The sequence below is a fragment of the uncultured Parasphingorhabdus sp. genome (genome assembly GCF_963677535.2).
In the GTDB taxonomy this organism is placed as follows: Bacteria; Pseudomonadota; Alphaproteobacteria; order Sphingomonadales; family Sphingomonadaceae; genus Parasphingorhabdus.
Genome location: NZ_CAXXUT010000001.1, coordinates 768,672 through 783,141 on the forward strand (window position 1 = coordinate 768,672; position 14,470 = coordinate 783,141).

At 58.8% G+C, this 14,470-nt stretch carries 13 protein-coding genes; 7 read left to right on the top strand and 6 right to left on the bottom strand.

The genetic code is table 11. The annotated features are described in order from the left end of the window. Window positions 1-19: 19 nt before the first annotated feature. Both ACHZCJ_RS03715 and ACHZCJ_RS03720 read right to left on the bottom strand, forming a co-directional pair. The gene (locus tag ACHZCJ_RS03715) at window positions 20-673 is read right to left on the bottom strand and encodes a hypothetical protein (RefSeq protein WP_321323995.1); all 654 of its coding nucleotides are present in this window, start codon (window positions 671-673) and stop codon (window positions 20-22) included. Window positions 674-690: 17 nt separating this feature from the next. Next, complete coding sequence (locus ACHZCJ_RS03720; protein ID WP_159642325.1) at window positions 691-1,413, bottom strand: ParA family protein; 723 nt, start codon at window positions 1,411-1,413, stop codon at window positions 691-693. 252 nt (window positions 1,414-1,665) lie between these two features. Here ACHZCJ_RS03720 and ACHZCJ_RS03725 point away from each other — a divergent pair, with 252 nt between their 5' ends. Next, entirely contained in the window at window positions 1,666-2,682 is a 1,017-nt protein-coding gene (locus ACHZCJ_RS03725; protein WP_321323999.1) for an SPOR domain-containing protein, read from the top strand. 7 nt (window positions 2,683-2,689) lie between these two features. On the opposite strand, the gene serB is transcribed toward ACHZCJ_RS03725, so the two are convergent. Then, complete coding sequence (serB, locus tag ACHZCJ_RS03730; RefSeq protein ID WP_321324001.1) at window positions 2,690-3,571, bottom strand: phosphoserine phosphatase SerB; 882 nt, start codon at window positions 3,569-3,571, stop codon at window positions 2,690-2,692. Between serB and miaA the strand changes: the two genes are divergently transcribed. The 6 genes from miaA to ACHZCJ_RS03760 all read left to right on the top strand — a co-directional run bounded on the left by miaA (window position 3,564) and on the right by ACHZCJ_RS03760 (window position 10,994). Then, entirely contained in the window at window positions 3,564-4,499 is a 936-nt protein-coding gene (miaA, locus tag ACHZCJ_RS03735) for a tRNA (adenosine(37)-N6)-dimethylallyltransferase MiaA (protein WP_321324003.1), read from the top strand. The two genes, serB and miaA, sit on opposite strands and share 8 nt — an antisense overlap. 116 nt (window positions 4,500-4,615) lie before the next feature. After that, window positions 4,616-6,361, top strand: a complete 1,746-nt coding sequence (locus tag ACHZCJ_RS03740; protein WP_159642317.1) for an acetolactate synthase 3 large subunit — start codon at window positions 4,616-4,618, stop codon at window positions 6,359-6,361. Next, window positions 6,361-6,876, top strand: coding sequence for an acetolactate synthase small subunit (gene ilvN, locus ACHZCJ_RS03745; protein WP_159642315.1), 516 nt, complete (start codon window positions 6,361-6,363; stop codon window positions 6,874-6,876). The genes ACHZCJ_RS03740 and ilvN overlap by 1 nt, the downstream gene beginning before the upstream one ends. Before the next feature lie 86 nt (window positions 6,877-6,962). Then, entirely contained in the window at window positions 6,963-7,982 is a 1,020-nt protein-coding gene (ilvC, locus tag ACHZCJ_RS03750) for a ketol-acid reductoisomerase (protein ID WP_089132485.1), read from the top strand. 302 nt (window positions 7,983-8,284) lie between these two features. Beyond that, window positions 8,285-9,943 (top strand): 2-isopropylmalate synthase, encoded by a 1,659-nt coding sequence (leuA, locus tag ACHZCJ_RS03755; RefSeq protein ID WP_159642313.1) that lies wholly within the window; start codon window positions 8,285-8,287, stop codon window positions 9,941-9,943. A 79-nt stretch (window positions 9,944-10,022) separates the two neighbouring features. Continuing rightward, window positions 10,023-10,994: a nitronate monooxygenase family protein gene (locus ACHZCJ_RS03760; protein ID WP_159642311.1), complete on the top strand. Its 972-nt coding sequence runs from the start codon at window positions 10,023-10,025 to the stop codon at window positions 10,992-10,994. 78 nt (window positions 10,995-11,072) lie between these two features. Here ACHZCJ_RS03760 and ACHZCJ_RS03765 read toward each other — a convergent pair whose 3' ends face one another. The 3 genes from ACHZCJ_RS03765 to fabF are packed head-to-tail and all read right to left on the bottom strand — an operon-like array spanning window position 11,073 to window position 14,364. Next, on the bottom strand, window positions 11,073-12,086 hold the full coding sequence (locus ACHZCJ_RS03765) for a TIGR00341 family protein (protein ID WP_321324010.1): 1,014 nt from the start codon (window positions 12,084-12,086) through the stop codon (window positions 11,073-11,075). Between the two features lie 45 nt (window positions 12,087-12,131). Further along, window positions 12,132-13,103, bottom strand: coding sequence for an endolytic transglycosylase MltG (gene mltG / locus ACHZCJ_RS03770; protein WP_321324012.1), 972 nt, complete (start codon window positions 13,101-13,103; stop codon window positions 12,132-12,134). A gap of 4 nt (window positions 13,104-13,107) precedes the next feature. Beyond that, the gene (gene fabF / locus ACHZCJ_RS03775) at window positions 13,108-14,364 is read right to left on the bottom strand and encodes a beta-ketoacyl-ACP synthase II (protein WP_321324014.1); all 1,257 of its coding nucleotides are present in this window, start codon (window positions 14,362-14,364) and stop codon (window positions 13,108-13,110) included. Window positions 14,365-14,470 lie beyond the last annotated feature (106 nt).

Sequence of the window (14,470 nt, forward strand, 5' to 3'; positions counted from 1 at the left end):
TATTCTTTTCAAGCCTGATTCAGGCGGCTCCGCGCGACGGAACGCGTTCGGCCAGATCGTCCAGTTCGGGAATGGTCTTCAGATATTCGTCCACGGCCCTGGTTACCAATTGCTGAGCCGAGACATTCTTGACCGCCGTTGCCAGACGCAATTTCAGATGCCGTTCCGGATCCAGCCGCAGCGTGAATGCGGTTTTTGCCTTGCGGGTCCGGGATTTTGTCGCCGGGCGCGGCTTCTTGGCCTTGCTTTTTCCTATTCTGGCGGATTCCAGCACCGAAGGCTTTTCAGCCAGTGGTTTGGCTTCCGTCGATAGCGGCAACGCTACCGGCGCCACGCCGGGTTTTTCCGCCTCATCTTCGCTAACGCCTTCATTCGATGGCTTCACACCCAGTTTGGCAGCAATTTCTTCCTGCTGCTGCCGGACCGCGACACCCGGATTCGGGATGGCACCAGCCAGCGGATTGTGGACATGTTCAATCGGATGCGCATTATGGTCAGGGTCGACATCATAGCCCATGTCATCCCAGCCCAGATCCTCGTGGATTTCGCCACCCGAGCCAGCGCCTTGGTCGCCAAAATTCGCAAAGCCCTGCCGACGCATGGCCGGCTTTGCGCCACCTTTGCGAGCCAGCAGGCTGGACGAAAGGGATGCTAGGGGTTTTGGGTCGCTCATTTTCTCAGCCTCCCCCATCACGAACCAACAACACGGCGGCCGAAATTGCCGCCAGCCCGCTGGATGCCCGGATTGACTTTCTGTGCCATCGCGGGTGCGCTGAAAATCGTCCGGCGGAAGTTTTTCTCAAGCCGGTCGGAAATATAGGACCAGAGATGGACGACTTCCTGGGCCGAACGGCTCTTCGGATCGACTTCCATCACGGTACGGCCATCGATCATCGAGCCGGCAAAATCGGTGCGGTGATGGACGGTAATCGGTGCAACGGTGCCGTGCTGGGACAGCGCGACCGCCGCTTCAGAGGTTATCTTCGCTTTCGGAGTCGCACCATTGACGACGAAGATCAGGGGCTTGCCTGCCCGTTCACAGAGATCAACGGTGGCCCCGACAGCCCTGAGATCGTGTGGACTTGGACGGGTCGGAATGACAATCAGTTCGGCAACCGAAATCACGCTCTGGATCGCCATGGTGATTGCCGGCGGTGTATCGATGACCGCCAGTTTGAAACCCTGCTGACGCAATATCGCGAGATCCGCAGCCAGGCGCGAAACTGTGGTTTGCGCAAAGGCCGGCAACTCGGCTTCCCGCTCGTTCCACCAATCGGCCAGCGATCCTTGAGGATCGATGTCGATCAGGACGACAGGGCCAGCACCGGCCAATTGTGCCTGCACAGCCAGATGCCCGGACAATGTCGTCTTGCCGGAACCGCCCTTTTGCGAAGCCATTGCTAGAACTCGCACGCTCTTCCCCTTGTTCAATCGTGGCAATATTTGCCTGAAAATCTCTAATCTGCGGCTTTTGTGACAGAACAGGGCTAAAATAGGGTTAACAGCATCGAGGGGAATTTTGCGTTGGCGAAATTATCGGTTACATTCGTTTCGCAGGGGATTCCCGGGCCAGCTTGCCAGTTTTTACTAGACCTGAAGAGTTTCAGGGGTTTAGCAAATCATTCACGGCTGATATTGTTGAAATTTGATTATCGAGGATACTCCATGAAAAAGACCCGTAAACATTTTGCTCCTTTGCTCGGTCTGGCGTTGACCATGGCTGCCGCACCGGCGCTGGCGGATGTAAAGGACGGGGTCGATGCCTGGGGGCGTGGCGATTTTCAGACGGCTATCAACGAATGGCGCGGCCCCGCCAACCAGGGCGATGCCGATGCCCAGTTCAACATGGGACAGGCCTACAAGCTCGGCCGCGGCGTTCCGCAGGATCTGGCGCAAGCCGGGAATTGGTACAAGAAGGCTGCCGACCAGGGCCATTTGCAGGCCAATGACAATTACGGTCTGCTGTTGTTCCAGAACAATCGCCGGAGCGAAGCCCTGCCCTATCTGCAGGCTTCGGCAGAGCGCGGCGAGCCACGGGCGCAATATGTGCTGGGAACCGGTCACTTCAACGGAGATTTCGTCGAGAAGGACTGGATCAAGGCTTATGCATTGATGACCCGCGCATCAGCGCAGGAGCTGCCGCAAGCGACATCCAATCTCGCGCAGATGGATCGCTTCATCCCGGTCGAGGACCGGCGGCGCGCGGTTGAACTGGCCGGCCAGATGGAACAGGATGAAAAGCGGATCAGGACCGCCCAGATTGGCGGTCTGAGACCAACACCATCAAGCGGTCCTGTGCAGACAGCGCAATTGCCCCCGTCCCGTCCGGCTTTACCCGATCCGGTTCCGGCTCCCGGCCCGGTTACGCCTGGCGTGACTTACGCCCCTGCCCCGCAACCTGCACCGACCGCCCCTGTTGCTGCGGCAGCGCCGGTGCGCGCCACGACGACGGGCAACTGGCGGGTGCAACTTGGCGCGTTTAGCGACGAGAACAAGGCGAAAAGCCTGTGGAGCAGACTGGAGGGCAGCGTTTCGGCGCTCGCCGGACTACAGCCTTATCTGGTCAGGGCGGGCAGCATCACGCGCTTGCAGGCCGGGCCGTTCGGAACCCGTGCGCAAGCCGATTCGACCTGCGGCCAGGTCAAGGCATCGGGCAATGACTGTATCGTCAAACACCGGTAACCCCGGTCTATTGCGTGACCCACTGGTCGGCAGATATTCCCTGAATATACAGGAGCGCCGTCAGATCATTATATCTGATCGCGACATCGGCGGCCTGCGCCGCCTTGGGCTTGGCGTGATAGGCGACGCCCAGCCCAGCCCTTTGCAGCATCGGGATGTCATTGGCACCGTCACCGACGGCCAGGCAGGATTCGAGCGTTAGCCCGCCTTCCCGCGCAGCGGATTGCAGCAACTGCTCCTTGCGGGCTGAATCGACGACAGGGCCATCCAGCTGGCCGGTAAGCAGCCCGGCAGATTCGGCCAGAACATTGGCATGAAATGACCCAAATCCAATGGCTTGCGCGACGGGGCTGGCAAATTTTGTGAATCCGCCGGAGACCAGAATTGTCGTTCCGCCGTCCCGGACCATGGTCCGGACAAGGGTTTCTGCACCCGGCATGATCCGGACCCGTTCATCCAGGCAGAGCTGGATCGCCGCGACTTCCAGTCCCTTGAGCAGCGCCACTCGACCGCGTAGCGCCTCTTCGAAATCCAGTTCGCCCTGCATGGCCCGTTCGGTGATCGCCGCGATCTCGGTCTTGATGCCGGCATAGTCGGCCAGCTCGTCGATGCACTCAACCGTGATCATGGTGCTGTCCATGTCGGAAATCAGCAGTTTTTTGCGCCGGTTTTCTTCCGGCTGGACGGCGATGTCGATATCGCCTTCAACCGTCTCCAGACAGGCCCGCGCCGCACCGGGATCGCCCTCGAAGAAAATATCCAGCACCCGCCCGTCAATCAGACCGGACTGGCGCGACACAGTGGCACCGGCCCGACCGAGGCTGGCGACCGCCGATTGAATATCTCTCTCATTCAGGGATTCTTTTGCTATGAGCGTGGCGATGAACATGATTTCTCCGAAACAGAAGCAGAATGTTGCGCTGGTCATAGGCCCCACGGCCAGCGGCAAGTCCGCCTTGGCACTGGATATCGCCAAAAAGCAACCCTCGGTGATCATCAATGCCGACAGCGCCCAGGTCTATCACGATCTCACCATATTGAGCGCGCGTCCGACCGAACAGGAAATGGAGGGCATCGACCATCAGCTGTTCGGCTATATCGACGGCGTTGAAGCCTGTTCCGCTGCACGCTGGGCCCGTGACGCCAAGACGGCAATCGCCGCCGCGCATGAACGCGATCTCCTGCCGATACTGGTTGGAGGGACCGGACTTTATGTCCGGACCTTGCTCGATGGCATCGCGCCGATCCCCGGAATCCAGCCGGCTGTCCGGCAGGAAATCCGGAAAATGGAAACATTGGAAGCATATCGCGCGCTTCAGCGGCTGGATCCGCTTTCGGCCGAGCGGCTGCACGCGACCGACACAACCCGCGTCCAGCGGGCGCTGGAAGTAGTCCGCTCGACCGGAAAGGCGCTCGACCATTGGCACAAACACAAGACAGGCGGGATCGGTGACCGGATCACCTTGCATCCCTTGTTGCTGCTGCCGCCGCGGGAATGGTTGTACGAACGCTGTGACCGGCGGTTTGACGAGATGATCGAACGCGGAGCCAGAGAAGAGGTGGAGCGACTGCTGTCCCGCAATATCCCAGAAAATCTGCCGGTCATGCGGGCTATCGGGGTTGCCGAAATCGCGGCCTGGATCGCGGGTGACATCAGCCGGGCCGAAGCGGTGGAACAGGCGCAAACCGCCACCCGACGATATGCAAAACGGCAATATACCTGGTTCCGTAACCAGACCCCGTCCGATTGGCACAGGATTGAAGAGGTTTATAATATCAATATAGACCATATATTTGATATTATATTTCGCATTTAGGCCTTGACATAACATATTCAGATATGTAGCCAGCCCCGAATTGATAAGCCTTGCCTATTGTGCTGCAGTGCATCATGGCGGGCGAATATGCGTAACAGACATTGATGGAGCATGATGTGGCCGAAAAAAGCGGCGCCGATATATTGGTTGAGACCCTGCTGGATCTGGGTGTGGATACCGTATTCGGTTATCCGGGCGGCGCAGTGCTTCCCATCTATGATGCGCTCTACGAGCATCCCAAGATCAAGCATATCCTGGTTCGGCACGAACAGGCAGCCACCCATGCGGCCGAAGGCTATGCGCGCTCTACCGGGAAACCGGGCGTGGTGCTGGTCACTTCTGGGCCGGGTGCAACCAATGCCGTTACCGGAATCACCGATGCGCTGATGGACAGCATCCCGATGGTCGTCTTCACCGGACAGGTTGCAACCAATCTGATCGGTTCAGACGCGTTCCAGGAATCCGACACGGTCGGCATCACCCGGCATTGCACCAAGCATAATTATCTGGTGAAGAAACCGTCCGATCTGGCACCCGTTGTCCAGGAAGCCTTCCACATTGCCACCCAGGGCCGACCGGGTCCGGTCGTCATCGACATTCCGAAGAATGTCCAGGTCGCCGCGACCGAACATGGCAGCAATCGCGCCCGGACCAATACGCGCTATCAGCCGCAGACCGAGGGCGATTTCAAGGCAATCAACGCCGCAGCCGAAATGATCATGGCTGCGAAAGCGCCGGTCCTCTATACTGGCGGCGGGATTATCAACAGTGGGCCGAAAGCCAGCGAAACATTGCGGGAACTGGCGGAATTGCTGGGCTGTCCGGTCACGTCTACCCTGATGGGGCTGGGCGCATTTCCGGCCTCTTCGGACAAATGGCTGGGCATGCTGGGCATGCACGGAACTTTTGAAGCGAATATGGCGATGAACAAGGCCGATCTGGTGATCTGCCTTGGCGCCCGTTTCGATGACCGGATCACGGGACGGCTCGATGCCTTTTCGCCGAATAGCAAGAAAATCCACGTCGATATCGACCGGTCGTCGATCAACAAGACCGTCCGTGTCGATCTGCCGGTTATCGGCGATGTCGGCCGGGTGATGGAACAGTTGATCGCCGTGCTCAAGGGGCGCCGCTTTGCCACGCCCGAACTGGGCGAATGGTGGGCCCGGATCACCGGTTGGCGGGCAACAAACTGCCTCGACTATCCCGAAAACAAGACCGAAATCATGCCGCAGGAAGCGATCCGCAAATTGTGGGAAGCCACCCACAAGCGCGAACCGATCATCACCACCGAAGTCGGCCAGCACCAGATGTGGGCCGCCCAGCATTTCGATTTCGAATCGCCCAACAAATGGCTAACCAGTGGCGGCCTCGGCACCATGGGCTATGGCCTGCCTGCCGCGATCGGCGCGCAACTGGGCAATCCCGATGCGCTGGTCATCGATATTGCCGGCGAAGCATCGATCCAGATGAATATCCAGGAACTCGGGACCGCCACCCAATATCGGTTGCCGGTAAAGATTTTCGTCCTCAACAACGAATATATGGGCATGGTTCGCCAATGGCAGGAACTGACCTATGAAAGCCGTTATTCAAATAGTTACAGCGACAGTCTCCCGGATTTTGTGAAGCTGGCGGAAAGCTATGACTGGACCGGTATCCGGATCGAGGATCCTGCCGATCTGGAATCCGGCATCCAGAAGATGATCGAAACCGACGGACCGGTGATGGTCGATTGCCGCGTCGCCAAGCTCGCAAACTGTTTCCCGATGATCCCGTCGGGCGCTGCCCATACCGAAATGCTTCTTACCGAAGCCGATGTGAAGGGTACGATGGACGACCAAGCAAAGGCCCTTGTCTGATGCATATCCACGAAGAAGCCGTTGAACGTCATGTTCTTGCCGTTCTTGTTGACAACGAAGCGGGCATATTGGCCCGGATCGCCGGCATGTTCACCGCTCGCGGCTATAATATCGACAGCCTGACCGTGGCGGATATCAGCGAAGACCATGCGGTCAGCCGGATCACCATCGCCACCAACGGGCCACCGCATGTGATCGAGCAGATCATTGCCCAGCTTGACCGTCTGGTGCCGGTACATAGCGTTCGCGACCTCACCGAGTCCGGACCGCATGTCCAGCGCGAACTGGCGCTGGTAAAAGTCGCCGGCAAGGGCGAGAACCGCATCGAGGCTATGCGTCTGGCGGATATTTATCGCGCGCGGGTTGTCGATGCGACCACAGAAAGCTTTATCTTCGAAATTACCGGTGCTCCGGAAAAGATCGAGACGTTCGTTGGCCTGATGCGCGAGGTCGGACTGGTGGAAGTCGGTCGGACCGGCGTGGTCGCGATTGGCCGGGGACCGGAACCGGCATGAACCGCGCAAATCCTCTATAGGCCGGTTTTTCAGGCTATAGAGCCAGTCAAAATCTATTCGCAATCCTCTGAATATAAGGAAGAAAAATGAAAGTTTATTATGACGCCGACGCAGATCTCGGCCTGATCACCGGCAAGAAAATCGCGATTGTCGGCTATGGCAGCCAGGGCCATGCCCATGCCCAGAACCTGCGCGACAGCGGCGTCAAGGAAGTGGCCATTGCCCTGCGCGCCGGTTCGGCGACCGCGAAAAAGGCCGAAGATGCAGGCTTCAAGGTGATGACCAACCAGGAAGCCGCGGCATGGGCTGATATTGTGATGATCCTAGCGCCCGACGAGCATCAGGCCGCTATTTATGCCGACGACCTGCACGCCAATATGAAAGAGGGCGCCGCCCTCGCCTTCGCCCATGGCCTGAATATCCATTTCGGCCTGATCGAAGCGCGCGAAGATCTCGACGTGATCATGATTGCGCCAAAGGGCCCCGGCCACACGGTGCGCAGCGAATATCAGCGCGGCGGCGGTGTCCCCTGCCTGATCGCGATCGACCGTGACGTATCGGGCAATGCCCATGATGTAGCGCTGGCTTATGCGTCCGGCGTTGGCGGCGGCCGCTCCGGTATCATCGAAACCAATTTCCGCGAAGAATGCGAAACCGATCTGTTCGGCGAGCAAGCCGTGCTTTGCGGTGGCATCACCCATCTGATTCAGGCGGGTTTCGAAACCCTGACCGAAGCAGGCTATGCGCCGGAAATGGCGTATTTCGAGTGTCTGCACGAAACCAAGTTGATCGTCGACCTGCTCTATGAAGGCGGCATTGCCAACATGCGCTATTCGATCTCCAACACCGCGGAATATGGCGATATCACGACCGGCCCCCGGATCATTACTGCCGATACCAAGGCGGAGATGAAGCGCGTACTAGCCGACATCCAGTCAGGCCGCTTCGTCAAGGATTTCGTTCTCGACAATCGCGCCGGCCAGCCGGAACTGAAAGCGGCCCGCAAGCAGGCTGCCGCCCATCCGATCGAGGAAACCGGAGCCCAGCTTCGCGCCATGATGCCCTGGATCGGTGCCAACAAACTGGTCGACAAAGAAAAGAACTAGACCATATCGACGGTCGGGAAACGGGCGGTGGAGACTATCTCCGCCGCCTTTTTCTTTACCGCCAGGCGTGCCTCGCCAGATAAATTTATCGCCGAGGTTGCTTTTTTCATCATTCTGGATAGATAGCATTGCATGACCCGGTCCAAAGCTCTCCTGCTGCTACGACTTATACGCCCTTAGGCGTACCAATGCTGCTGCCCGCATGGCGCAGCGCCCCGCCTAAGGGACGATTTTCCAGATATTATAAGCAATCCCCGGAATTGTGCCTTGCGCGCAATTTCCAGCAGCATAAGAGTGAAAAGATGCACAAGAACCCGTCACAGAAATATCGCCCGTTTCCGCAGATCGACTTGCCCGACCGGCAATGGCCTTCGCGCACGATAGACAAGGCACCGCGCTGGCTTTCGACCGATCTGCGCGATGGCAATCAGGCGTTGATCGATCCAATGGATGCGCAGAAAAAACAGCGGTTTTTTGATCTGCTGGTCAAGATCGGTATCAAGGAAATCGAGGTCGGTTTCCCTTCCGCCGGCGCCACCGATTTCGACTTTATCAGCGGGCTCGTAAAATCCGGAAAGATACCGGATGACGTCATGGTGCAGGTCCTGACCCAATCCCGCCGCGATCTGATCGAAACCAGCTTTGCCAGCCTCGCCGGTGCGCGGGCCGCGATCGTTCACCTGTATAACGCCGTTTCCCCCGCCTGGCGCGATGTCGTGTTCCGGCTCGACAAGCAGGGCGTCAAAGATATCGCCCGCGAAGGCGCAACCATCTTGCGCGAGCAGGCCGAAAAATATCCCGACACCGACTGGCATTTCGAATATTCGCCGGAAACCTTCTCCACCGCCGAACTGGATTTCAGTCTGGAAGTGGTCGAAGCGGTAATGGAAATCATCGAACCGACCGCGGACAAACCGTTGATCCTGAACCTGCCCGCAACGGTCGAGGCCTCGACGCCCAATATCTATGCCGATCAGGTCGAATGGATGTGCAAGAATATCAGCAAGCGCGACCATGTCGTGATCAGCCTGCACACCCATAATGACCGGGGGTCGGGCATCGCCGCATCCGAACTGGGCATGATGGCCGGCGCGGATCGCGTCGAAGGCTGTCTGTTCGGCAATGGCGAGCGCACCGGCAATGTCGATCTGGTGACACTGGGTCTGAACCTCTACACCCAAGGTGTTGATCCGAATATAGATTTCTCCAATATGGACGAGATCGTCAAGACCGTCGAATATTGCAACCAGCTGCCGGTTCCGGCCCGCCATCCCTATGCTGGCGAGCTGGTGTTCACCGCTTTCTCCGGATCGCACCAGGACGCGATCAAGAAAGGCTTTGCCGCCCAGGAACAGCGCAACGACGAAATCTGGAACGTGCCCTATCTGCCGATCGATCCGCGCGATCTCGGCCGCGACTATGAAGCGGTGATCCGGGTCAACAGCCAGTCCGGCAAGGGCGGCATCGCTTGGATATTGGAGCAGGACCACGGATTGAAACTGCCGAAGCGGCTGCAGGCCAATTTCAGCCGGACGGTGCAGGAACTGGCCGACCAGACAAGCCGGGAACTGTCGTCGGAAGATATCTGGGATGCCTTCCGGAAACGCTATCACATCGACGGCAGCGGTCGCTATGAGCTGGTGGACTATGAAGAACGCAGGACTGGCACCGATCGGATTTTTATCGGAAAGATCAAGGGCCCTGATGGCGAGATATCGGTCAGCGGGCGTGGCAACGGCCTGATTTCAAGCGTCGTGGATGCTGTTTCCTCGGCTATGGGGATCCATCTGGAAATCAAGGATTATTCCGAACATGCGCTGGGATCTGGCAAGGATGCTCAGGCCGCAGCCTTTGTCGAGTGCAAATCCGATGACGGCAGAGAATTTTACGGAGTCGGCATAAACAGCGACGTTGCCCGGGCTTCGGTCGAGGCTCTGCTCAGCGCCGTGAACCGAATTTAAGCGTTCGGTTAAAATAATAGTAGAATATGCCACCGTATCGGTTATTGCGGTGGCATATTCTTTTAAATCGGGGTTCGCCATGACTTTACCAGCCATTTTCGACAATCTTCGCCTGCCGCTGATCGGTTCTCCCCTGTTCATCGTATCCGGACCGGAACTGGTCATCGCGCAGTGCAAGGCCGGTATCGTCGGCAGCTTCCCTGCCCTCAACGCCCGCCCGCAATCGATGCTCGACGAATGGCTGCACCAGATTACCGAAGAACTGGCGGCGTGGAACCGCGACAATCCGGACAAGCCGGCCGCCCCCTTCGCGGTCAACCAGATCGTGCACAAGTCGAATGACCGGCTCGACCAGGACATGGCGACCTGCGCGAAATGGAAAGTGCCGATCGTCATCACCTCGCTGGGGGCGATCGAGGATCTGAACACCGCGGTCAAGGGCTGGGGCGGAATCACGCTGCACGACATCATCAACAACCGCTTCGCCCACAAGGCGATCGAGAAAGGCGCGACCGGTCTGATCCCGGTGGCAGCCGGTGCCGGTGGCCATGCCGGAACGCTCTCTCCCTTCGCGCTGATGCAGGAAATCCGCGAATGGTTTGATGGCCCCGTCGCGCTCTCCGGCTCGATCGGCAACGGCGCTTCCATTCTGGCGGCCCAGGCCATGGGCGCTGACCTCGGCTATGCCGGTTCCGCCTTTATCGCGACCAAGGAAGCCAATGCGGACCAGGGCTACAAGGAAGGCATTGTCGAGGGTCAGGCCTCCGATATCGTCTATTCCGACCTGTTTACCGGCGTGAAGGGCAATTATCTGCGCCAGTCGATCGAAAATGCCGGCCTTGATCCGGACAATCTGCCCGAGGGCGATTACAAGACCATGAACTTCGGCTCCGGCGGCAATACCGAGAAAAAGGCCTGGAAAGACATCTGGGGCTGCGGCCAGGGCATCGGCCTGATCAACGACGTGATGAGCGTGCAGGATATGGTCGACCAGTTCACCCGCGAATATCGCGAAGCGCGCGAAAGCCTGAAAGAACGGTTCAACTATTAGGGCCGCAAAGCCCGAGGCTGGCTGAAAACCGGTCAGCCCGGGCTGGAAAGCTGTGATATTTTGTCGGAAACCGGGACCTTAGCCGGCTCCCAGGGCGATGCGTCCGCCAACCAGACCAACGAACAGCATCAGAACAAGCAGCCAGATCACGAAGATGCCGCTGGTCAGGCGCCAACTTCTTGGCGGGAGCCCCTGCACCAGAAAGGTCGCGATCCCAGCGACGTTGATGCACACGAGATTGGTGGCCAGCAAAAATAGCGCGCTCAACCCAAGAGACTCTTCACCGCTGCCGAAAAACAGGCCCGCTGCGGCAATCGGCGGCACCAGCGCTACCGCGATCATGACACCGACCAGCGACAGCGACGCACCCTGGCTGAACGCCAGAACACCCGCTGCACCACAAGCCAGCGCCAGGGCAATATCCGCCGGCTGCACGATCGTCCGGTTTCTGAGTTCGGGGACCAGCGGATCGACCTCGATGAACAGGCCGAGCACATAGGTAAACACCAGAGCGGCCGATATCCCGGTGACAAGGGTGATCATTGCCCTGCGGCCGAGCCGCCTGTCTCCCACAGTTGCTGCCATTGCCATCGCCATGGTCGGCCCCAGCAAGGGTGCAATGATCATTGCACCGATCACCACCGCTGTCTGGCCGCTCCGCATGCCGAGGGCTGCAATGAGCGCGGACAGGATCACTGTCAGCAGATAATTGGGACGCAGTTCCAGGCTGGCCTCTATATCGTCATATAATTCGTTGGTGCTGATCCGGTCGCGGGTGAAAAAAGCTTCCAACCTGGTTGGCGGCTTCCGGTTGCCGGCAGTCGGCGGCGCAATCTCCTGCAGCTCCGGAATTTCCGGCAGCACCGCCTCGACCTGCAGGACGAGAACGGAAAATCCGGCCGTCCCCCTGAAATTATCATCCAGCGTGGCGATAAGCAACTCGATCGAGCGGCTGGGCACGACGCAGGAAAATTTCTCGAGCCCGTCGGGTACCGGCTCCTGCCAGAAACGGCTGCAATGCTCCGCAATGAGAGCCTTCGCCTGCGCCACGCCGGCGTCCGGAACGATTATCTCAACCAGTCTTGCCGACATCAGCTGCTCTTTCTCCCCCCGATCTGACCGCGAGGCACCATGATATCACATTTCGCCGCGTGCGCGGCGAATAGCGAACCATTTCTCGACATTGCGATTATGCTCTTCCAGCGTCTCGGCGAAGACATGGCCGCCACGGCCGTCGGCGACAAAATAGAGCGCATCGGTCTTCGCCGGGTTCAGCACCGCTTCGATGGACAGGCGCCCCGGATTGGCAATCGGCCCCTTGGGCAGGCCAATCATCGCATAGGTATTATAATCGTTGACCTGGGCGATTTCCGATTGGCGGATGCGTCGGCCCAGCGGCTTGCCCCTGGTGATCGGATAAATGATCGTCGGGTCGGCCTGCAGCATCATATTCTTGCGGATCCGGTTGCTGTAGACACCCGCAACTGTCCGGCGCTCTTTTGCCAGCGCCGTCTCTTTCTCGACGATCGCGGCAAGGGTGATCGCTTCATGCGGCGTTTTGGCGACGCTGGCCTTGGAGCGCTTCGGCCACAGCTCGGCGATAGTATCCGTCATCGCCTTCTGCATCCGCGCCACGACGGCGGCGCGCTGCTCGCCACGCTCGAAACTGTAGCTGTCCGGCAGGATCGATCCTTCAGCCGGTACCGGAATATCGCCCTTGAGCAACTTTTCGGCCATCAGGGTTTCGTGCACGATGATCGACGGCGTGCCCTCCGGCACGGTGATCAGGCGCTGCACCGCCTTGCCACCTTGCAAAATGGACAGAATCTGCGCGTTGCTCGCGCCGGCAGGAATTTCGAATTCGCCGGCCTTGATCGGTTCGGAACCGCCCAAGATCTTGGCCCGCGTCAGGAAATCGTCAGCGGATTCTATAACCCCTTCCGATTCCAGATCCTGCGCTGCCATCGCGAGACTCGAGCCCGATTTGATCAGGACCGTGCGCTGTGCTTCCAGAGGCCCGCTGGCGTTCCAGCCATAAAGAAAGCTGCCGCCCAGCAGGACTGCAATGACCGCCGCTGCCACCAAGATCAGGCAAACGAGACGGCGCATGATTTTAGACCGCTTTCATAATGATGCTGGCGTTGGTTCCGCCAAAGCCGAAACTGTTGCTCAGCACGGCTTTCACTTCCCGCTTTTTCGCAACATGCGGCACCAGGTCCACGCCTTCGCACCCTTCGTCCGGGTCGTCGAGATTGAGCGTCGGCGGCACGATCTGGTCACGCAGGGCGAGAATGCTGAAAATGCCTTCGACAGCGCCGGCACCGCCCAGAAGATGGCCGATTGCCGATTTCGTCGAGCTCATCGACATGGTTTTGAGATCATCGCCGAACAGACGCTTTACCGCCGCCAGTTCGATCGTGTCCGCCATCGTCGAGGTACCGTGGGCATTGACATAGTCAATGTCGGCGGTCGTCAGACCCGAGCGCTTGAGCGCCATTTCCATCGAGCGATAGGCACCGGTTCCGTCCGGATGCGGTGCCGTCACATGATAGGCGTCACCGGACATGCCATAGCCCACCACTTCGCAATAGATATTCGCGCCGCGAGCCCTGGCATGTTCATATTCTTCCAGAACGACAACACCGGCGCCCTCACCCATCACGAAACCGTCGCGGTCCTTGTCATAGGGACGGGACGCAGCCGTCGGGTCATCGTTACGCTTGGTTGACAGCGCCTTGGCCTGCGCGAAGCCGGCAATGCCGATCGGACAAATGGTCGCTTCGGCGCCACCGGCCAGCATGACATCGGCATCGTCCAGCGCGATCATCCGCGCCGCGTCGCCGATGCTGTGGGCACCGGTCGAGCAGGCTGTAACCACGGCGTGATTGGGACCCATCAGGCCATATTTGATCGACACCTGACCGGAAATCAGATTGATCAGCCGTCCATGGACGAAATGCGGGCTGACCCGGCCCGGACCGCGCTCGGCCAGAATCAGCGATTCTTTCTCAATGCCCGGCAGTCCGCCGATACCGGAGCCAATCGAACAGCCGGCGCGCAATTTGGCTTCATCGGACATCTCCGTAAGTCCGGCATCCTCGAGCGCCTGCCCGGCGGCATCGATGCCATAGACGATGAATGGATCAACCTGGCGCTGGACCTTGTGGTCGACGCGCAAATTGGGATCAAATCCATATTCATGATCCGCAGGCTTTACCTCGCAGGCGATATGGCATTTCTGATCGGATGCATCAAAGCGGGTAATCTTCCCGGCGCCCGACTTGGAAGCCAATATATTGCTCCAGGTCGTTTCTACATCGCCACCCAGCGGCGTTACCAGGCCCATTCCGGTTACAACTACACGGCGCATATCATGCCTCTCCTTGCGGGCTTTCTTTGCCCAAAATCAATATCCTGCTCACAATCAAAAAACGGCCACCGAATCGGGATGTTCGTCCCGGGCCGGTGAGCCGCTT

Coding starts and splice junctions, on each gene's coding strand:
- serB (WP_321324001.1), bottom strand. CDS start 3,571: ATGTTCATCGCCACGCTCATAGCAAAAGAATCCCTGAATGAGAGAGAT.
- ACHZCJ_RS03725 (WP_321323999.1), top strand. CDS start 1,666: ATGAAAAAGACCCGTAAACATTTTGCTCCTTTGCTCGGTCTGGCGTTG.
- ACHZCJ_RS03765 (WP_321324010.1), bottom strand. CDS start 12,086: ATGTCGGCAAGACTGGTTGAGATAATCGTTCCGGACGCCGGCGTGGCG.
- mltG (WP_321324012.1), bottom strand. CDS start 13,103: ATGCGCCGTCTCGTTTGCCTGATCTTGGTGGCAGCGGCGGTCATTGCA.
- leuA (WP_159642313.1), top strand. CDS start 8,285: ATGCACAAGAACCCGTCACAGAAATATCGCCCGTTTCCGCAGATCGAC.
- ACHZCJ_RS03715 (WP_321323995.1), bottom strand. CDS start 673: ATGAGCGACCCAAAACCCCTAGCATCCCTTTCGTCCAGCCTGCTGGCT.
- ACHZCJ_RS03760 (WP_159642311.1), top strand. CDS start 10,023: ATGACTTTACCAGCCATTTTCGACAATCTTCGCCTGCCGCTGATCGGT.
- miaA (WP_321324003.1), top strand. CDS start 3,564: ATGAACATGATTTCTCCGAAACAGAAGCAGAATGTTGCGCTGGTCATA.
- fabF (WP_321324014.1), bottom strand. CDS start 14,364: ATGCGCCGTGTAGTTGTAACCGGAATGGGCCTGGTAACGCCGCTGGGT.
- ilvN (WP_159642315.1), top strand. CDS start 6,361: ATGCATATCCACGAAGAAGCCGTTGAACGTCATGTTCTTGCCGTTCTT.
- ilvC (WP_089132485.1), top strand. CDS start 6,963: ATGAAAGTTTATTATGACGCCGACGCAGATCTCGGCCTGATCACCGGC.